The sequence below is a fragment of the Streptomyces sp. NPDC044571 genome (assembly GCF_040647115.1).
Taxonomy (GTDB): domain Bacteria; phylum Actinomycetota; class Actinomycetes; order Streptomycetales; family Streptomycetaceae; genus Streptomyces.
Window position 1 is genome coordinate 25,402 of record NZ_JBEZBN010000023.1, and the last position, 19,307, is coordinate 44,708.

At 71.6% G+C, this 19,307-nt stretch carries 16 protein-coding genes; 11 read left to right on the forward strand and 5 right to left on the reverse strand.

Features of this window, described 5'->3' with window-relative positions:
• The first annotated feature begins 85 nt into the window (after positions 1–85).
• Positions 86–292 (forward strand): hypothetical protein, encoded by a 207-nt coding sequence (locus AB0B01_RS14740; RefSeq protein ID WP_361717708.1) that lies wholly within the window; start codon positions 86–88, stop codon positions 290–292.
• 37 nt (positions 293–329) lie between these two features.
• Here AB0B01_RS14740 and AB0B01_RS14745 read toward each other — a convergent pair whose 3' ends face one another.
• Complete coding sequence (locus tag AB0B01_RS14745; RefSeq protein WP_361717710.1) at positions 330–1,676, reverse strand: AarF/ABC1/UbiB kinase family protein; 1,347 nt, start codon at positions 1,674–1,676, stop codon at positions 330–332.
• A 211-nt stretch (positions 1,677–1,887) separates the two neighbouring features.
• On the opposite strand from AB0B01_RS14745, the gene AB0B01_RS14750 reads away from it, so the two are divergent.
• A complete protein-coding gene (locus tag AB0B01_RS14750; RefSeq protein WP_361717713.1) occupies positions 1,888–4,992 on the forward strand; it encodes a tetratricopeptide repeat protein in 3,105 nt (1,034 codons plus the stop codon).
• Positions 4,993–5,000: 8 nt separating this feature from the next.
• Here the strand turns inward: AB0B01_RS14750 and AB0B01_RS14755 are convergent, their stop codons facing one another.
• Positions 5,001–6,104, reverse strand: a complete 1,104-nt coding sequence (locus tag AB0B01_RS14755) for a ThiF family adenylyltransferase (RefSeq protein WP_361717716.1) — start codon at positions 6,102–6,104, stop codon at positions 5,001–5,003.
• 213 nt (positions 6,105–6,317) lie between these two features.
• On the opposite strand from AB0B01_RS14755, the gene AB0B01_RS14760 reads away from it, so the two are divergent.
• The 4 genes from AB0B01_RS14760 (at position 6,318) to AB0B01_RS14775 (ending at position 10,150) form a co-directional block, all read left to right on the forward strand.
• Positions 6,318–6,857, forward strand: coding sequence for a M48 family metallopeptidase (locus AB0B01_RS14760; RefSeq protein ID WP_361717719.1), 540 nt, complete (start codon positions 6,318–6,320; stop codon positions 6,855–6,857).
• Between the two features lie 130 nt (positions 6,858–6,987).
• On the forward strand, positions 6,988–8,676 hold the full coding sequence (locus AB0B01_RS14765) for a TerD family protein (RefSeq protein WP_361717722.1): 1,689 nt from the start codon (positions 6,988–6,990) through the stop codon (positions 8,674–8,676).
• Between the two features lie 20 nt (positions 8,677–8,696).
• Entirely contained in the window at positions 8,697–9,377 is a 681-nt protein-coding gene (locus tag AB0B01_RS14770) for an AIM24 family protein (RefSeq protein ID WP_356849952.1), read from the forward strand.
• A gap of 17 nt (positions 9,378–9,394) precedes the next feature.
• Positions 9,395–10,150 carry an AIM24 family protein gene (locus AB0B01_RS14775; protein ID WP_361717725.1) on the forward strand — a complete coding sequence of 252 codons (756 nt, stop codon included), beginning with the start codon at positions 9,395–9,397 and terminating at the stop codon, positions 10,148–10,150.
• A 91-nt stretch (positions 10,151–10,241) separates the two neighbouring features.
• Here the strand turns inward: AB0B01_RS14775 and AB0B01_RS14780 are convergent, their stop codons facing one another.
• The gene (locus AB0B01_RS14780; protein WP_361717728.1) at positions 10,242–10,766 is read right to left on the reverse strand and encodes an NUDIX hydrolase; all 525 of its coding nucleotides are present in this window, start codon (positions 10,764–10,766) and stop codon (positions 10,242–10,244) included.
• A complete protein-coding gene (locus AB0B01_RS14785) occupies positions 10,763–12,187 on the reverse strand; it encodes a zinc-dependent metalloprotease (protein WP_361717731.1) in 1,425 nt (474 codons plus the stop codon). The genes AB0B01_RS14780 and AB0B01_RS14785 overlap by 4 nt, the downstream gene beginning before the upstream one ends.
• Before the next feature lie 192 nt (positions 12,188–12,379).
• Between AB0B01_RS14785 and AB0B01_RS14790 the strand changes: the two genes are divergently transcribed.
• The 4 genes from AB0B01_RS14790 to AB0B01_RS14805 all read left to right on the forward strand — a co-directional run bounded on the left by AB0B01_RS14790 (position 12,380) and on the right by AB0B01_RS14805 (position 15,618).
• The gene (locus tag AB0B01_RS14790; protein ID WP_361717734.1) at positions 12,380–13,543 is read left to right on the forward strand and encodes an SDR family oxidoreductase; all 1,164 of its coding nucleotides are present in this window, start codon (positions 12,380–12,382) and stop codon (positions 13,541–13,543) included.
• A 113-nt stretch (positions 13,544–13,656) separates the two neighbouring features.
• Entirely contained in the window at positions 13,657–14,118 is a 462-nt protein-coding gene (locus AB0B01_RS14795; RefSeq protein WP_356849851.1) for a molybdenum cofactor biosynthesis protein MoaE, read from the forward strand.
• Between the two features lie 189 nt (positions 14,119–14,307).
• A complete protein-coding gene (locus AB0B01_RS14800) occupies positions 14,308–14,505 on the forward strand; it encodes a hypothetical protein (RefSeq protein ID WP_356849852.1) in 198 nt (65 codons plus the stop codon).
• Positions 14,506–14,526: 21 nt separating this feature from the next.
• Entirely contained in the window at positions 14,527–15,618 is a 1,092-nt protein-coding gene (locus AB0B01_RS14805) for a PDZ domain-containing protein (RefSeq protein ID WP_361717737.1), read from the forward strand.
• Between the two features lie 55 nt (positions 15,619–15,673).
• Here the strand turns inward: AB0B01_RS14805 and AB0B01_RS14810 are convergent, their stop codons facing one another.
• Positions 15,674–16,243: a PPA1309 family protein gene (locus AB0B01_RS14810; protein ID WP_361717740.1), complete on the reverse strand. Its 570-nt coding sequence runs from the start codon at positions 16,241–16,243 to the stop codon at positions 15,674–15,676.
• Between the two features lie 143 nt (positions 16,244–16,386).
• Here AB0B01_RS14810 and AB0B01_RS14815 point away from each other — a divergent pair, with 143 nt between their 5' ends.
• A complete protein-coding gene (locus AB0B01_RS14815; protein ID WP_361717893.1) occupies positions 16,387–19,266 on the forward strand; it encodes a UPF0182 family protein in 2,880 nt (959 codons plus the stop codon).
• Positions 19,267–19,307: the final 41 nt, after the last annotated feature.

Here is a 19,307-nt window from a genome sequence, read left to right on the forward strand (position 1 = left end):
CACCGGGGGGACCGGGTCCGAAGGGACCGGTCCCCCCGGTGCGTTGCGGAAGGCTCCGCGCCCTGCGCGGAGGTATCGTCTGGAGGTGGACCAGCCGACTCCCCACCCTGCCCCGTCGGGACCCCAGGCCGAGCCCGTCGTCTGCGCGAGCTGCGGCAAGAAGGCCCCTGGCGGCGCCCCGCCCACCTGGACCTGCTCCGTGGAGAACGGGGCCAGACAGTTCTTCTGCGTCGACTGCGCGCGGGCCAACCTCCGCGCGATCGAGGGCCGCCTCGACTCCTCCTGGTGGTGAACCGGCCGGCCGGCCGCGGGGCGCGCGGCAGCCGGGACTAATCCCGGTCCTGCACCCGGTCCTCGGACGAGAAACCCGGGAGCCAGGAGTCCAGTTCGTCCCGCAGCCGCACCGTCGCGCCCAGCTGGCACAGCACCCCGATGGTGCTCAGCGTCACCCGGTGGATCAGCAGGTACGAGGGCGGCAGGTTGATCTGCCGTCCCAACTGGTGTGCGGGGGAACGGGGATCCGCGATCCGGGCCGCCTGGCCGCGCAGCCACGGCCGCGTGAAGGTGAACTCCTCCGCCTCGGCGGGCTCGATGATGGGCTTCAGGTAGTCCAGCACCGCATCCGGATCGAGCTCGATGGACTCGCGTACGAACCCTTCCGCGCACAGGTGCCCGTAGATCCCCTGGGCATCCCCCTCCAGCGTCATCCGCAGCGAGGTGCCGATGGGCTTGGGCCAGCCGCCGGGAAGCCGGTCGACCGTGCCGAAGTCCAGCACGCCCAGCCGCGTCCGGCCGTCCGCCCCCTGTATCAGGCGGAAGTTGCCGGGGTGCGGGTCCGCGTGCAGCAGGCCCGTGCGCGCGGGCCCGGAGAAGAGGAACCGGGCCAGCAGCTGTCCGGCGCGGTCGCGCTCCTCCTGGGTGCCGTCGGCTATCACCTCCGACAGCGGGGTGCCTTCCATCCACTCGGTCACCAGCACCTGGTCGCCCTGGTGCACGACATCCGGTACGACCACGTCCGCGTCGCCCTCGAACGCATCGGCGTGCGTCCGCTGCGCCTCCGCTTCCAGCTCGTAGTCCAGCTCCTCCGAGACCCGGTCGCGCAGTTCCTTGATCAAAGGCTTCATGTCCATGCCGGGTATCAGCGGCCCCAGCAGTCCGGCGAACCGGCCCAGTTGCCTCAAGTCGGAGAGGAGCGCCTCTCCGGCGCCCGGATACTGGACCTTGACCGCGACCTGCCGGCCGTCGTGCCAGACCGCCCGGTGCACCTGCCCGATCGAGGCCGCCGCGGCCGGCTTGTCCTCGAACTCCTCGAACAGGTCCCGCCAGTCGGCGCCCAGCCGGTCCGCCAGCACCTGGTGCACCGTCGCCGCGGGAAGCGGCGGCGCCGCCTCCTGCAGCTTGGTCAGCGCCGCCCGGTACGGCCCGGCGACCTCCTCGGGCAGGGCCGACTCGAAGACCGAGAGGGCCTGCCCGAACTTCATGGCGCCGCCCTTCAACTCCCCGAGGGTGCGGAACAGTTGGTCGGCGGTGCGCTGTTGGAGCTCGCGTGCCACTATCTCCGCCGACTTGCCCCCGATCCGCTTCCCCAGCCCCCAAGTGACCCGGCCCGCGATGCCGAGCGGCAGCGCGGCCAGCTTGACGGTACGGGTGACCGCCTTCCGGGGAAGATCAGACATACGCCCCTCCAAATCCCAGACAGCTGCGCCCCACAAGGCGTTTCAGCGCGGCGCCCTCGGCCCCTTGCATCCTGTCATGGCCTTCCCGCGCCCCCCTGGCCGAGTCGCCCGCCGGCGGATGGCGGGAACCGGGCCGTCTGCGGACAGCGTTCACCCCCATGGGACAGCATGGCCGGACAGTGGGTCGAGCAGCGAGCGGAAAGGGCTGCGGATGGCGGTGCGGGGGCCTTCGAGGCAGGAGCTGATCCGACGGCGGCGCTCCAGCGGGTTCATCGGGCGCCAGGGGCAGGTCACGGCGTTCCGTGACGTCCTGCGGCAACCGCCCGAGGAGGCGGCGCAGTTCTTCTTCCACATCCGCGGCCCGGCCGGCGTCGGCAAGTCCACCCTGGTGCGCCAGCTGGACACCACGGCCCGCGAGGGTGGGGCCATCACTGCCTGCGTGGACGAGTCGGTCGCGGACGTGATCGAGACGATGGAGGTCATCAGCGCCCAGTTCGCCCAGCAGGGAGCGGCGCTCAAGAACTTCGACAAACTGCTGTCCACCTATCGCCAGCGCCGGCACGAGGCCGATGCCGGGGTCGTCTCGGCCGTGGCCGGGGCGGACGCGGCAGCCGGCGGCGGGCCGTCCCCGTCCCCGTCCAGCGTGATCGCCTCGCAGCTGGGGCTGGTCGGGCTGGGCATGATCCCGGGGGTCGGCGCCTTCACCGGTGCGGTCGACCCGAACCAGCTCGCCGCCGGCGCCGACCGGGTCAAGGCCCTCCTCAGCACCCGCCTGCGCAGCCACGGCGATGTCGAGCTGGTGCTGTCCCCCGTGGACGCCCTGGCCCCGGTCTTCCTTGAGGAGCTCGGCGAGGTGGCCCGCAGACATCCGTGGGTCGCGCTGTTCTTCGACACCTACGAGCGCACCGGCCCGATGCTCGACACCTGGCTGCGTGACGTGCTGGTCAGCGACCGCCACGGCGAACTGCCCGCGAACGTACTCGTCACCCTGGCCGGGCAGGCCCCACTGGCCGCCCGCTGCTGGGAGGACTGGCGCGACCTGGTCACCGACTGGCCGCTGGAGGTGTTCACGGACTCCGAAGCCCGCCAACTGCTGACGGGCAAGGGTGTGACGGACGAACGGGTCGTCGAGATGATCCTGCACCTGTCCGGGCGGCTTCCGGTCCTGGTCTCCACCCTGGCCGAGGCCCAGCCCGGCACGGTGGAGGAGATCGGGGACCCCAGCGGCACCGCCGTCGAGCGGTTCCTGAAGTGGGAGACCGACCCCGCCCGCCGGGCCGCCGCCCTGGCCTGTGCGTTTCCCCAGGAGCTGGACGAGGACGTGTACCGGGCTGCCGTCGAGGAAGAGGCCGCCGAACTCTTCGGCTGGCTTCGGTCGATGCCCTTCGTCACCGACCGCTCGGGCCACTGCCGCTACCACGAGGTGGTCCGCAGCACCATGCTGCGCCTGCAGCGCAGGCAGTCCCCGGCCCGCTGGGAGCAGCTGCACACCCGGCTCGCCGACACCTTCGGGCAGCGCCGCGCCCGGCTGGAGGAGGCCGCCACCCCGGCCGACGGCTGGTGGTCGGACGAGAGCTGGCGCGGACACCGCCTGCAGGAGACCTATCACCGGCTCTGCGCCGCCCCCCGCGGCGCCGTGCCGGCCGCCCTGCGGGAACTCCTCGACGCCTACGACCACGACGTGACCACGCTGCGCCGCTGGGTACAGGTCGTGGTCAGGGCCGGCCGCGACACCGAATCCGGCGACCTGACCGGCTGGGGCGAGCGGCTCCAGACGGCCCTGGCCCGGCCCGACCCCGGTACCGCCACCCTGACCCTTCTCCTGACCCGAGCCGGACTCGCCCCCGACGGCCGGTGCCTGGCCTTGACCCTCCGTGCCCGAGACCACCGCAACGCCGGGCGATATCCGCAGGCCCTGACCGACTACGCCCAGGCACTCGCCCTGGATCCCCAAGCCGCCCGCATCCACTTCGGCCTTGGACGGACGCACGAGCTCATGGAGCGGTACGAGGAGGCGATCGCGGACTACTCGCGCGCGCTCGAACTCAAGCCCGGCGACTTCCCGACGCTGGCCAACCGCGGGGTCGCGTACCGCTTTGCCGAGCGGTTCGAGGAGGCGCTGGCCGATCTCGACCGCGCCGTCGAGCTCGACCCGACCGTGCACTGGGTGATCACCATCCGCGGGATCGTCCACCAGCTGACGGGCCGGCACGAGGAAGCCACGGCGGACTTCACCCGCGCCATGGAGACCGGGGACGGGAGCGCATGGGCCTGTGTGAACCGGGGGAACACCCACACCCTCGGGGGGCGCTATGAGCAGGCGTTGGCGGACTTCGACCGTGCCATCGAACTGGCCCCGGACTACGACCTGGCCTTCACCAGCCGCGGGCTCGTGCACCGATACCTGGGGCGGTACGAGGAGGCCCTGGCTGACTTGCGGCGCGCCCTCGAACTGAGGCCCGACAGTGCCTGGGCCCTCGCCTGCAAAGGCGACATCCACCGATCGATGCAGCGGTACGACGAGGCGCTGGCCGACTTCGACCGGGCCATCGAACGCGAGCCGGATTCCAGCTGGGCCCTCACCGGACGGGGCGAGACCTTCCGCTTGATGGCCCGGCACGAGGAGGCATTGGCCGACTTCGACCGGGTCGTCGAGCGGGCCCCGGACTACCACTGGGCTCTCCACCTGCGTGCGTCGCTGCTTGAGAAGCTCGGTCGCTTCGAGGGAGCACTGGCCGACTTCGCGCGCCTCGGCGAGCTCCGTCCCGACGACCACTGGGCAGCCACCAAGCGGGGCGATGTCCATCGCCTGCTGGGCAGGTACGAGGAGGCTTTGGCGGACTACGGCGTGGCCGCCGCACTCCGGCCGGCCGGCGCATCCGCCCTCACCGCCCGAGGACTCACCTACCGTCTGCTCGGCCGGTACGACGAGGCTCTGGTCGACCTCACCCGCGCCACCGAGCTCGAACCTGGCTTCGCCTGGACGCATTACGAGAAGGCCGTCGTGCTGCACGCGCTGCGGCACCCGGATCGGGACGGAGAGCTGGCGCGCACGGTCGAGATCCTCGCCCCTGGCGACGCAGGTGACCGTTCCGCTTCGGATGCGGGCAATCTCCTGCTTGCGCACTGCCTTTGGCCAAGGTGGGAGCAGGCCGAGCAGAACCTTGCCGAGTTCCTCGGCTGCAATCCGCCTCCTGGGCAGATGCGTGAGCTGCTCGCCGCCCTGCGCAGCCTGGCGCTGGTGGTCCCCTCGGCGCAGCCCCGCCTCGAACCGCTCTGCCGCACCGTCGAGGACAGGATCGCGGAGCCGTCGTAACAGCCTCCTCATGACGGCACCGCCTCTTCCACCGGGACCGCCGCGCCACACGGGCACTCCGGGTCGGGGCGGACGTCCGTGCGCTCCCAGTGCAGCCCCGGGAGGGCCGCCTCCCAGCGGGAGGCGGTGGAGGCCGGGAGTTCGCCGTCGAGGAAGGACAGGGCGTGGGCCGCGGCCAGGCCCGCCACCGCCGTGGACAGGCCCAGGTCGCAGGCTCCGCCGGCCCGGCGGCGGTGCGCCGAGCGCCACTGGACCAGCATCCGGGGCCAGGCGGGATCCTGCGCGACCCGGTCCCGCTCCATGCAGCCCGCGCAGGCCGTGGCACCCGGCAGCACCAGCGGCCCCACCACTCCCGTGCCCTCCAGCACCCCGGCGTACAGGTGGGGCGTGCCCGTGGCGATCCAGTCGGCGGCCGTGCCCGGATCCGGGGCCCAGGCATGCAGCCCGTCCCGGGGTGCGACCACCACCAGGGCCAACCCGGGCTCGGGGCCCTCGCGCTCCTCGGCCCGCGGCGCGCGTCCCGGAGCCGACGCCCGCACCAGCCCGGCCGCGGCCTCGGCCCGCAGCCGGCCCACGCCGGCCGGTCCCAGCCCGCCCGGGGCCACGTCCCCCGGTTCGACCCGGCCGCCGTCGAGCACTTCGACCCGGCCCACGCCCGCTCCCGCCAGGACCGCGGCGATCACCGCGCCCACCCGGCCGCTGCCGCGCACCTGCACTCTTATCTGCCGGCGCGCCGCAGCCCCCCGCAGGTCGCCCCCCGGTTCGCGGTGGACCAGGGAGAGGGAGCCCAGATCGGGACCGAGCCGCTCCAGCTCCTTCGGGCGCCGACGCATGTCCTGGGCCCGTGGGCCGCCCGCCGTGGCGTCGTCGAGCAGCCCGGCCGATGCCAGTCGCCGGACCAGCCCGTCCACCTGGCCCTCCGGCAGCCCCATCCCCGCCGCCTCCGCCCGCAGCAGCTCCATCCCCCGCGTCCCGTCGATCCGCTCGATGAGCGATCCGGTCGCCGTGTCCACGGGTTCCAGCACCACCGCATGCGCGGGCGTCACCCCGAACTGCACCGTCTGCAGATCCCGCCAGGCCCTCGCCAGCGCCGGCTTCACCTTCGGATACATGGCCGTCCCCCTCGTCAGAATCCCGCTCTGGATTTCCACTCCTCCGCAGAGTGCCCGCCCCCCGGATTCCCCGTCCGCATTTGTCCACAGGCAAGCCCTATTAGGCATATGAGATGGAGAAACGGTGTGTTTCCTGCGCCACCGCGGAATCGATCATGTTCGAAGCGTGGAGCAGGGGGACTTCGGCCGCGGCGAACAGGTACGGTCTTGGGCGTGTCCGCCGACCCACCCCAGCGCGCCGTCGAAGTCCGCCGGAGCGCGCGCCGCCGCAGGACCGTATCCGCCTACCGCGAGGGTGACCGTACGGTCGTCCTCATCCCTGCCCGGATGTCGGAGGCGGAGGAGCGGCGCTGGGTGGGCGTGATGCTCGACAAGCTGGCGGCCCAGGAGAACAAGCGCACCCTGGGAGACGCGGAACTCACCGCGCGCGCCGAGCGTTTGTCCGAGCAGTACTTCGGCTCCCGCGCCCGCCCCCGCTCCGTGCGCTGGGTCACCAACCAGAACACCCGGTGGGGCTCCTGCACCCCCGCCGAGGGCAGCATCCGGCTCTCGCACCGCCTCCAGGGGATGCCCGAGTACGTGGTCGACTACGTACTGCTGCACGAGCTGGCCCACCTCCTCGTGCCCGGACACGGGCCGCGTTTCTGGGAGTTGCTGGAGGCCTATCCGCGCACCGAGCGGGCCCGCGGCTATCTGGAGGGAATCGTCGCCGCCGAACGCCTTCCCACGGTTCCCGCCGCCCGGGGCGAATGACCGCGGCCGCACCCCGGGCGGCGGCCGGACGGGATGTACCGGATCGGTACCGGCTTGGCCGGATGTCGGCAGTTGCGGCTAGCCTGAGCGCCACGCAATTCACTGTCGGGATGGGGGACGGTCGTTACGTATGGCCAGGGAATTCCAACGCGGTCACAAGGCCAGGATCAGCGACCTGACGGCAGGCACGGACCTGTACGTAGGCGTCCAGATCGCCGGGCCGGGACTCGCCATCGACATCAGCTGCTTCGGCCTCGACGCCCATGAGCAGCTGTCGGACGACCGCTACTTCGTCTTCTACAACCAGCCGAAGTCGCCCGAGGAGTCCATCCAGCAGCTCGGCGCCCAGGCCGGTGACACCGAGTCCTTCCGGGTGACGCTGGACCGCATCCCGGCGAACATCCACAAGCTGTCCTTCGCCGCCTCCATCGACGGCCCCGGACAGATGTCGCAGATCGGCCCCGGCTACATCCGCGTCGTGGCGGGCGGCGAGGAAGTCGTCCGCTACTCCTTCACCGGTGCGGAGTTCAGCACCGAGCGGGCGCTGATGATCGGCGACTTCTACCTGAAGGACGTGTGGCGCTTCGCCGCCGTGGGCCAGGGCTTCGACGGCGGCCTCGCCGCCCTGCTGGAGAACTTCGGCGGAGAGGTCGCCGAGGAGGAGCAGTCCGCGCAGGCCCGGCCTCCGGCCCAGAGCGGCGCCGCGCCCGGATTCGCCCCGCCGCCGCAGGGCGCCGCCCCCGCGCCGTCCTTCGGCGCCCCGGTCCAGGCCCCCGCCCCGCAGGCGCCCGCCGCCCAGGCGCCGGCCCCGCAACCTCCGGCCTCCGCCCCGCAGTACCAGCAGCCCCCGGCTCCCCCCGGGCCGGCGGCCCCGGTGCACTCGGCGCCCACCATGGTCGCGCCGCTGGGCGCGCCCGCCCCCGCGTACGGTCAGCCGCCCCAGCCTCCGCAGCAGGCCGGCCCGCCCTCGTACGGCCAAGTGCCCGGCCACGGCCAGCAGCAGGGTTACGGCCGGCAGCCCGGCTACGGCCAGGTCCCGCCGCCCGCCCCGGCCCCCGCCCCTTACGGCCAGGTCCCCGGCCAGCAGCCGCCCCCGTACGGCCAGCAACCCGGCTACGGGCAGGTCCCGCCGCACGCAGGCGCCCCGCACGCCGCCGGAGCCGGCCTCGCCGCCGCCCTCCAGCCGTACAAGGAAGCCCCCACCGGCGCCCGCTGGACCCCGCAGAACCAGCAGCTCATGCGCGTCGACCTGTCGATGGGCGGCCAGCCCGTCCTCGCCCGCCAGGGCAGCATGGTGCTCTACCAGGGCAAGGTCGACTTCAGCTACAAGGGCGCGGGCTTCGCCGGCCGCATCGTCGGCAACGCCACCGGCCAGGAGATGCAGCTGATGCGCTGCAGCGGCCGCGGTCAGGTCTTCCTCGCCGAGAACGGCGCCCACCTGCACGCCATTGAGCTCCAAGGCGACGGGATCTGCGTCTCGGCCGAGTCCGTCCTCGCCTTCGACGAGTCCCTCCAGCACGAGGTCCGCCGGATCGAGGGCCACGGCATCCCGGGCGGCGCGCTGTTCACCATGCTCTTCCAGGGCACCGGCACGGTGATCGTCAAGACGCACGGCGTGCCCGTCGTCCTGCCCGTCACCCCGACGACCTTCGCCGACAGCAACGCCATCGTCGCGTGGTCCGCCGCCTCGCAGGTGATCGTCTCCAGCCAGGTCCGGCTGCGGCGCAACGCCTACCCCGGCCACAGCGGGGAGACCGTGAACCTCCAGTTCCGCGGCGCCCCCGGCAACTTCATCGTCGTCCAGCCGTACGAGGTCTGAGGGAGCCCGTCATGAACGCAATGAACCAGCAGCTCGCGGGCTACGCCCCCACCCCCGTCACGGCCCGTATGGAGAACCACGGCCGGGCCATGCTCAAGGTCGCCATGCAGAGCGGCCAGGACCTCTTCGCCCGCACCGGATCGATGGTCGCCTACGAGGGCTTCGTCCAGTACGAGCCCAACCCGCCCGCCCTGCGCCAGATGGCCTCGCAGTGGCTCACCGGCGAGGGCGCACCGCTGATGAAGTGCACCGGCGACGGCCTTCTCTACCTCGCCGACTACGGCGCGGACGTCGTCGTCATCAACCTCAACAACGACGCGCTGTCCGTCAACGGCACCAACCTGCTCGCCTTCGACGCCCACCTCCAGTGGGGCGTCGAGCGGGTCAAGGGCATGGCCAAGTTCGCCGGCCAGGGCCTCTTCAACGTGCAGATCGCCGGCACCGGCTGGGTCGCGATCACCTCCCGGGGCACCCCGATCGTGGTCGACTGCGGCCGCGGCGAGGACGAGACGTACGTCGACCCGGACGCGCTCGTCGCCTGGTCGCCGAACCTCAAGGTCAAGGGGAAGCGCAGCTTCAAGGCCTCGTCGATGATCGGCCGAGGAAGCGGGGAGGCCTACCAGATGGCCTTCTCCGGCCAGGGCATCGTCGTCGTACAGCCCAGCGAGGACAGCACCGACCGGCTCCGGACCCGGGGCTGAGGGGGAGCGGACACATCATGCAGAGCGCACTTTTCGCCCACGCCGAGGCGCAGTCCCAGGAGCGGTACACCGTGCAGAACCCGCAGCTGCTGCGGGTCACGCTGAGCGGCTCCGACGACGTCCTCGCCCGCAAGGGCGCGATGGTCGCCTACCAGGGGATCGTCGACTTCGACGGCGAGTACCAGAACACCACCCAGCGCACCGCCCGCAGCCGCACCGGCGAGGGCCTGGACCTGATGCGCTGCTCCGGGCAGGGCACGGTCTACCTGGCCAACCTCGCCCAGTACGTGCACGTGGTGGACGTGGACCACGACGGCCTCACCGTCGACAGCAGCTACGTGCTGGCCCTGGACTCCACGCTGCACACCGAGGTCATCGCGGTGGACAGCCAGTACGGGATCTCCGGCTCCGGCAAGTACCAGCTCAACATCAGCGGCCGCGGCAAGGTCGCGCTGATGACCTCCGGGCAGCCGCTGATGATGCAGGTCACGCCCGACAAGTACGTCAACGCCGACGCCGACGCGATCGTCGCCTGGTCCACCTCGCTGCGCGTGCAGATGCAGGCCCAGACGCACTCCAGCGGCGTCTGGCGGCGGCGCGGCAACACGGGCGAGGGCTGGGAGCTCAGCTTCCTCGGCACCGGTTTCGCGCTGGTGCAGCCCAGCGAGGTGCTGCCGCCGCAGAACGCCCAGCTCGGCCAGGGCGTCGCGGCCCAGTTCGGCATGGGCCAGCACGGCGCCCACGCCCAGAACCAGAACAACGCCTGGAACTGAGCACCACGCACCACCGGCGGCCCACGGGCCGCCATGCCGTGAGGGGCGGCCCGCATCCGCGGGCCGCCCCTCACCCGTCCTCCCCAGGGCGTCAGAGCCGCGCCCGGGTCGCCTCCACCAGCCGTACGACCGAGGCGTCGGCCACCGACGCCACCTCCTCGTACGGGAACCAGCGCAGGTCGAGCGACTCCTCGCTGATCTCGGCCAGGGCCCCGGCCGGCGCCAGGGCCGCGTACTGCACGTCCAGGTGCCAGTTGCACGGTGCCGGGATCGGATGCCGGTCCAGCCGCACCGGGCCGCCCGGCAGCAGGCTCAGCCCCGTGCCGATCCCGGACTCCTCGACGGCCTCCCGCAGCGCCGCCGAGGCCAGCGTCGTGTCACCGGGCTCGCAGTGGCCGCCCATCTGGAGCCACATGCCGAGCTTCTTGTGCAGGGTCAGCAGCACGCGCCCCCGCTCCGGGTCGACCACCAGCGCACTGCCGGTGATGTGCCCGGCCGTGCAGGGCTTGTACACCCCGTCGGGATGCGTGCCGAGGTGCTCCAGGTACAGGTCGCGCAGGTCGGGCTGGTCCTCGTAGGACTCCAGGACGCGGACCGCGTCTTCGTGCAGGCTCACTTCTGGTCTTCGCCCTCGCCCTTGCCGTCGCCCTGCTCCCGCTTCTGCGCGGCCTCACCGAGCATCTTGTCGATCTCCGAGAAGTCCAGCTGCTCACGGTGCACGAACCCGTCCGGGTCGTCGAGGTCGGAGGCCGTCGGCAGCATGTCCGGGTGCTCCCACAGCCCGTCGCGGCCCTCCATGCCGCGCGCGTCGGTGAGGGAGGCCCACAGCCGCGAGGCGTCGCGCAGCCGGCGCGGGCGCAGCTCCAGGCCGATCAGGGTCGCGAAGGTCTGCTCCGCCGGTCCGCCCGAGGCGCGCCGCCGGCGCATGGTCTCGCGCATGGCGTCCGCCGAGGTCAGCCGGGGCTTGGCCGCCTCGTGCACGACGGCGTCCACCCAGCCCTCGACCAGCGCGAGGGCCGTCTCCAGGCGGGCCAGGGCCGCCTTCTGCTCCGGGGTGTCCTGCGGCTGGAACATGCCGCCCTGGAGCGCTTCCTGGAGCTGCTCCGGGTTGGTCGGGTCGATCTGGCCGACCACGTCCTCCAGCTTCGAGGTGTCGACCTTGATGCCGCGCGCGTACCCCTCGACCGTGCCGAGCAGGTGCGAACGCAGCCACGGCACGTGCGCGAACAGCCGCGCGTGGGCCGCCTCGCGCAGCGCCAGGTAGAGGCGCACCTCCTCGGAGGGGACGCCGAGGTCCTTGCCGAAGCCCTCGATGTTCAGCGGGAGCAGCGCCGCCTTGCCGGCCGGGCCCAGCGGCAGGCCGATGTCGGTCGAGCCGACGACCTCGCCCGCGAGCACGCCCACGGCCTGCCCGATCTGCTGGCCGAACATGGCCCCGCCCATCGAGCGCATCATGCCGAGCAGCGGGCCCGCCATGGCCTGCATCTCCTCGGGCAGCACATTGCCCATGGCCGCGCCGACGCGCTCGGCGACCGGGTCCACGAGCTCCTTCCACACCGGGAGGGTCGCCTCGACCCACTCGGCGCGGCTCCACGCGACGGCCGTGGTGGCGCCCGAGGGCAGCGAGGTCACCCCGTCCAGCCAGTGGTCGGCGAGGCGTACGGCCTCCTCCACCGCGGACTTCTCGGCGAGGCCGACGCTCGTGTCCTTGACGCCGTCCGCCGTGCCCTGCGCCACGGTCTGGCGGGCGATGTCCTTGGCCATGTCCCAGTTCACGGGACCGCCCTCGTAGCTGAGCATCTGGCCGAGCTGCTGGAAGGCCGCTCCCAGGTCGTTCGGGTTCATCGCGCCGAACATCGCGGCGAAGGGATTGTCCGCACCGCCCGGGCCGCCGGCGCCTCCCGGCAGGCCCATGCCGCCGGGGAACCCGAACGGATTCGGGCCGCCCTGGCCGCCCTGACTGCCCTTCTTCTTGCCCTCGTCGCCGTTCTCCGGCTCCTCCGGCGGAAGGCCGAATCCGAATGGGGTGTCGCTCACGGGTTTCCTCGGCTCGTAGGGCCGCCGGCGGGAGCCGACGGGCGATGGTCCGACAACACCACCCAGCGTAGACACCGGACCCGCTTCCGGGCTCGGTGCTCCACCCACTCCCGCGCTGCGGCAGGATGGACGCCAACTGGTGGGCACGCGTCACGGCGCGTCCCTACTGAAGACAACCGCTGGAGACGCCCCGTGAGTTCCCCAGATCCGCAGCTTCGCCCGCCGCACGACGGCGAAGACCGCCCTGAGCACGGTGACGGCGCCCAGGGCGTTCGCCAGCCGCGAAACCAGTCGGCCCCCCGACGCCCGAGCCCCGTGATCGCCGTCACGGGCGCCGCGTCCGGCGTCGGAGCGGCACTCGTGAACCGCCTGGTCGACTCCGACGAGGTCAAGCAGGTCGTCGCCATCGACGAGCGGCGCGGCGACTGCGCGGCCGCGCAGTGGCACGTCCTGGACGTACGCGACCCGGCGATCGCCGAGAAACTCCGCGGCGCCGACGTGGTGGTCCACCTCGCGCTGGACCTGGACCTGGAGACGGACCCGGCGGCCCGTACCGCGTACAACGTGCGCGGCACCCAGACCGTCCTGACGGCGGCAGCGGCGGCCGGGGTGCACCGGGTCGTGCTCTGCACCTCGGCGATGGTCTACGGGGCCCTGCCGGACAACGACATCCCGCTCTCGGAGGACTCCGAGCTGCGGGCCACGGCCGAGGCGACCGGCGTCGGCGACCTGCTGGAGATCGAGCGGCTGGGCCGCCGGGCCCCGCGTGCGCACCCGGGGCTGAACGTGACCGTGATCCGCCCGGCCGTGCTGGTCGGCGGCACCGACACGGCGCTGACCCGCTACTTCGAGTCCCCGCGCCTGCTGGTGGTGGCCGGATCCCGGCCGACCTGGCAGTTCTGCCATGTCGAGGACCTGGTCAGCGCCCTGGAGTACGCCGCCCTGGAGAAGGTCGAGGGCGAGCTCGCGGTGGGCTGCGAGGGCTGGCTGGAGCAGGAGGAGGTCGAGGAGCTCAGCGGCATCCGCCGGATGGAGCTGCCGTCCGCGGTCGCGCTCGGTGCGGCGGCCCGGCTGCACCGCATCGGCCTCACGCCGTCCCCTGCGGGCGACCTCGCGTACACCATGCACCCCTGGGTGGTCAGCGTCAGCGGCCTGCACGCGGCGGGCTGGCGGCCGCGCTGGACGAACGAGGAGGTGCTCGCCGAGCTCCTGCAGGAGGTCGCGGGCCGGCACACCGTCGCGGGCCGCAGGCTCGGCCGCAAGGACGCCACGGCCGCAGGTGCGGCGGGTGCCACGGTCGCGCTGCTGGGCGCCGCCGCGGTGGTCCGCCGGGCCCGCCGGCGGCGCGGGATCTGACCGCTGCGGTGCCAGGGGCGGGCGCGGTCCTGTAGGAGGCTCCCAAGTGCGGGGGCGCGGCACGGGTGAATCGGCTATTTCGCGACCATGGAGGCTAGGGCACGATGGAAGGCATGGCACCGCACTTCGACCACCCCGGCGAGCAGGCCGCTCCGGACCCGATCCGGCTGCTCCAGATCCGCGAGACCCCGCTGTCGATCGACGAGGTCTTCCAGGCCGTCGGCGACGACGCGACGGGCGGCACGACGCTCTTCGTCGGCACGGTGCGCAACCACGACGGAGGGGCGGACGTCGACTCGCTCGGCTACTCCTGCCACCCGACGGCCGAGGCCGAGATGCGCCGCATCGCCGAGCGCGTCGTGGCGAAGTACCCGGTGCGCGCCCTGGCCGCCGTCCACCGCATCGGCGACCTGTCGGTCGGTGACCTGGCGGTCGTCGTCGCCGTGTCCTGCCCGCACCGCGGGGAGGCCTTCGAGGCCTGCCGCATGCTGATCGACGACCTCAAGCACGAGGTCCCGATCTGGAAGCACCAGACCTTCTCGGACGGCACCGAGGAGTGGGTCGGCGCCTGCTGAGGCGACCTCGGCACGGTCGGCGAGGGGTGGTGCGTGCCCAACCCGGGGGTCGTTGAAACCCGGTCGGCGGGGCGGTGTACTGTCCCACCCGTTCGGCCGCGCAACACGCCCTCGATTTGCGTAACCCCCCCACGGGCACGAGCGTTGAAGCCACCAACGACACGCACTTCGGGGTAGGGAGACACGTCCATGGCGTCACTGGCGTGGTTGCTGATTCCGCTGTTCGCCGCGATCGGAGCAGCGATATGGGGCAGCTGGGCGGCCCGCGACCGTACCCAAGGTGACATATCCGAGCTCGCGGGCTACGCGAGGTTCCGTGAAGCCATGGGAAAGGCCGAGCAGAGCAGGGTGAAGGCAGAGGCACACTCCGGTTCCGACGCCGTCTGACGCGTCCCGTACTGTCGATCCATGCCACGCCGCACTGCGACGATGCTCGCCTCCACGCTCATGCTGTTCGCGCTGCTCTGCGCAGGGGTGTTCATCAAGGTTCCGTACTCGGAGATGAGCCCGGGCCCCACGGTGAACACGCTCGGAGACTCGCACGGCGCGCCCGTCATCAGCATCGCGGACCGCAAGACCTATCCGACCAGCGGCCACCTCAACATGACGACCGTCCGCGTCACGGGCGCGGACTACGACATGAACCTGCTGGAAGCGGTCTACGGCTGGCTGTCCGGCGACAACATCGTCGTCCCGCACGAGAACCTTTACCCGGACGGCAAGACGGAAGAGCAGTCCACCCAGGAGAACGCCGAGGAGTTCAGCCAGTCGCAGGAGAGCGCCAAGGTGGCGGCCCTCAAGCAGCTGGGCATCCCGGGAGTCAGCACCCGCGTGGTGGTCTCCTCCGTGGTCAAGGGCAGCCCCGCCGAGGGCAAGCTGCACGCCGGGGACGTGATCCGCGCGGTCGACGGCACCGCGGTCACCGCCCCCGACGACGTGGCCGGGCTCGTCACCAAGCACAAGCCGGGCGAACCGGTCGAGTTCACCATCGTGGCCGCCGCCGAAGCGGCCGAGGCCGAGAAGACGCACCGCGAGCCCACCGGCCCGACCAAGGTCACCATCACCACCGCCAAGGCGCAGGGCGACGGGCACGCCATCGTCGGCATCCGGGCGGGCACCGACCACACCTTCCCGTTCGCCATCGACATCAAGCTCGCCGACGTCGGCGGCCCCAGCGCGGGCCTGATGTTCTCCCTCGGCATCGTCGACAAGCTCACCCCGGGCGACCTGACCGGCGGGAAGTTCGTCGCGGGCACCGGCACCATCGACGACACGGGCAAGGTCGGCCCCATCGGCGGCATCCAGATGAAGACCATCGGCGCCCGCAACGCCGGCGCCGAGTACTTCCTGACCCCCGCCGAGAACTGCGCCTCGGCCGCCAAGAACGTCCCCGACGGCCTGACCCTGGTGAAGGTCTCCACCATCGGCGACGCCACCCGGGCGCTGGAGAAGATCGGCAAGGGGGACCCGGCCGGGCTGCCGCAGTGCGGCACGCCCTGACCGCTCCCGCAGGGCCCGGCCCGCGGGGAGCCCCCCGCGGGAGCCCGCCCCCGCGTTACGCGAACGTCGCGGCCAGCGCCTCCGCCAGCCCGGGCACCAGGCCCCCGCCGGTGAGCACCTCGGTCGAGGAGTCCTTCTCCCGCAGCCGTACGGCAGACTCGCGCGATCCGTCGCGCAGCACGGCCACGGTCAGGCGCACCTCCTGCCGCTCCGGGTGGCCGGCGACCCACTTCGCCAGCTGCTTGTCGCCGAGCCCTTCCGGTACGGAGGCCTCCGCGGACGGCGGCAGCATCAGCCGCTCCACGGTCAGGGCGCAGCCGACGACGGAGTCGGGCCAGGCGATGGTGCCCAGGAACTTGTCGAGGGGGGTCCCGGCGGGCAGCTCTTCCTGCTCGATGGGGGTGAGGGAGGACTTGCCGGCGTCGTCCTGGTCGAGGCCGAGCTGGCTTGCGAGACGCGGCTCCTGCTTCTTGAGCTTGGCCGTGTCGACGAGGGCGAACAGCCGCGCGGGCTGGTCCCAGCCCAGGCCGGCCGCGTACTCGTCGATCTCAAGGCAGGCGCGGGTGAGCGGGCTGGCCGCCATCGGCGTGCCGGGGGAAGGGGAAACGTTGGACATGGACAACATCCTGCCTCGTTTCCACCCGATAACGGGAACTGACTAAAGCCTCAGTAAGTTGCATGAGTGGGCCCTACGATCGGGGGCCCAGCTTTTGAAATGCCCCATCACCAGACTCAGCGACTTTCGAGGTGCGCACCTTGGCTTTCCAGATGCCGGACCGCGGCGGAGGCCCCTCCGGGCCACGGATGAGAGTCGGCCGCCCCTCCCGGCGGTCCCGCACTCTTCTGATGACCTTGGGCGTGCTGGCCGTCCTGGGCATGGCGTTCGTCATGTTCGCGGGCTTCTGGACCGACTGGCTCTGGTTCCGCTCCGTCAAGTACTCCACCGTCTTCACCACCACCCTGTGGACCAAGATCGGCCTCTTCGCCGTCTTCGGCCTGCTGATGGCCGGCGCCGTCGGGCTGAACCTCTGGCTGGCCCACCGGCTGCGGCCGCCGCTCAGCGCGATGTCGATGGAGCAGCAGAGCCTCGACCGCTACCGGATGAGCATCGCCCCGTACAAGAAGTGGCTGCTCCTCGGGATCGCCGCGCTCGTCGGCATGATCGCGGGGGCCTCGGCGGCCGGCCAGTGGAAGACCTGGCTGATGTACGTGAACGGGGTGCCCTTCGGCGAGGAGGACCCCCAGTTCCACCTCGACGTGTCCTTCTACACCTTCGAGCTGCCCTGGTACCGCTTCCTCCTCGGCTTCGGCTTCGCGGCGGTCGTGCTGTCCGTGATCGCCGCGGTCGTCGTCCACTACCTGTACGGCGGCCTGCGCGTGACCAGCCCGGGCGCCCGGGCCACCGCCGCCGCGACCGGGCACCTATCGGTGCTGCTCGGCCTGTTCGTCACACTCAAGGCGGTCGCGTACTGGCTGGACCGGTACGGGCTCGCGGTGAAGTCCAGCGACTTCAAGGCCGCCGACAACTGGACCGGCCTGCGCTACGTCGACGCGAACGCGTACCTCCCGGCCAAGACGATCCTCGTCGCCATCGCCGCCATCTGCGCCGTGCTCTTCTTCGCGACCCTGTGGCGCCGCACCTGGCAGCTGCCGGTGATCGGCTTCGGCCTGATGGTGCTCTCGGCGATCCTGATCGGCGGGCTGTATCCGGCGATCGTCCAGAAGTTCCAGGTCCAGCCCAATGAGCAGGCCAAGGAATCGCCGTACGTCGAGAAGAACATCAAGGCCACCCGCGACGCGTACGGGATCGACCGGTCCGAGGTGAAGGACTACCCGGGCGTGCCGCAGACGCAGGACAAGTCGAAGCTGCGGCAGGCCGCCGACACCACGGCCAGCGTCCGCCTCCTCGACCCCAACATCGTCTCCCCGGCGTTCCAGCAGCTCCAGCAGGTCAAGGGGTACTACGCCTTCCCGTCCACGCTCGCCGTGGACCGGTACAAGGGCCAGGACACCGTCATCGGGCTGCGTGAGCTGAACATCGGCGGCATCCCGAAGAACAACTGGATCAACGACCACTTCAAGTACACCCACGGATACGGCGTGGTCGCCGCCAAGGGCACCACCGTCGGCGACCAGGGCGCCCCCGACTTCACCCAGTCCGACCTGCCCTCCAAGGGCATGTTCGGCACCGACTTCGAGCAGCGCATCTACTACGGCGAGCAGACGAAGCAGTACTCGATCGTCGGCGGCCCGCAGAAGGAGCTCGACTACTCGGACGACAAGGGCGAGAAGGAGACGAGTTACCAGGGCGACTCCGGTGTCAACCTGGACAACCCGGTCAACCGGGCCGCGTACGCCCTGGCCTTCAGCGAGCCCCAGATCCTCTACTCCGGTGCCATCGGGGACGGCTCGCGGATCCTCTACCACCGCACGCCCAAGGAGCGCGTCGAGGCGGTCGCCCCGTGGCTGACCATCGACGGCGCCCCGTACCCGGCGGTCATCGACGGCCGGATCAAGTGGATCGTCGACGCCTACACGACGACGAACGGCTATCCCTACGCCTCGCGCACCACGTTGGGCCAGAGCACCGCGGACTCGCTGACCAACAGCCAGCGCGCGGTGGTGGCGCAGGAGAACCAGGTCAACTACATCCGCAACTCGGTGAAGGCGACCGTCGACGCGTACGACGGCACGGTCAGCCTCTACCAGTGGGACACCAAGGACCCGGTCCTGCGGACCTGGATGAAGGCGTTCCCCGGCACGGTCAAGACCAAGAGCGAGATCCCCAAGTCGCTCATGGAGCACCTGCGCTACCCGCAGGACCTCTTCAAGGTCCAGCGCGAGCTGCTGACCCGCTACCACGTCACGGACCCGCAGACCTTCCTCAGCGGCAGTGAGGCCTGGGCCGTCCCCGACGACCCGACGACCAAGGCCGGTACGGCCGTTCCGCCGTACTACCTGTCGATGAAGATGCCGGACCAGAAGGAGAAGGACCAGGTCTTCTCCCTCACGACGACCTTCACGCCCAACGAGCGGCCCAACCTGAGTGCCTTCATGGCGGTCAACGCCGATCCCGGCACCCCGGACTACGGCAAGATCAGCATCCTGAAGCTGCCGACCAGCAAGCCGGTCGACGGCCCGGGCCAGGTGCAGAGCAAGTTCCAGTCCGAGCCGAAGATCGCCGAGTCGATCCGGTTGCTGCGCGGCGGCGACTCCGAGGTCGAGTACGGCAATCTGCTCGCCGTGCCGCTCGACGGCGGAATGCTGTACGTGGAGCCGGTGTACGTGCGCAGTTCCGGGCTGAAGTACCCGCTGCTGCGCAAGGTGCTGGTGACCTACGGCGGCCAGACCGCGTTCGAGGACACGCTGGAGAAGGCGCTGAACGTGGTCTTCGGGGCGGAGGCGCCGACCGTGCCGACGACGCCGGTGACCCCGCCGGGCGACGGGACGGCCACGCCGCCGACCGCCCAGGACCCGACGGTCAAGGCCGCGCTCGCGGATGCCCAGAAGGCCGTCGAGGACGCCGAGAAGGCCCGCCAGGCCGGCGACTGGGCGGCGTTCGGCAAGGCGCAGGACGAGATCAAGGCGGCGCTGAAGCGGGCGATCGACGCGGAGGCGAAGCTCACGACCCCCAAGCCCGGGGGCTGAGCGACCGGCGTAATGGCTCGGCCCCGCGTCGTGATACTGTG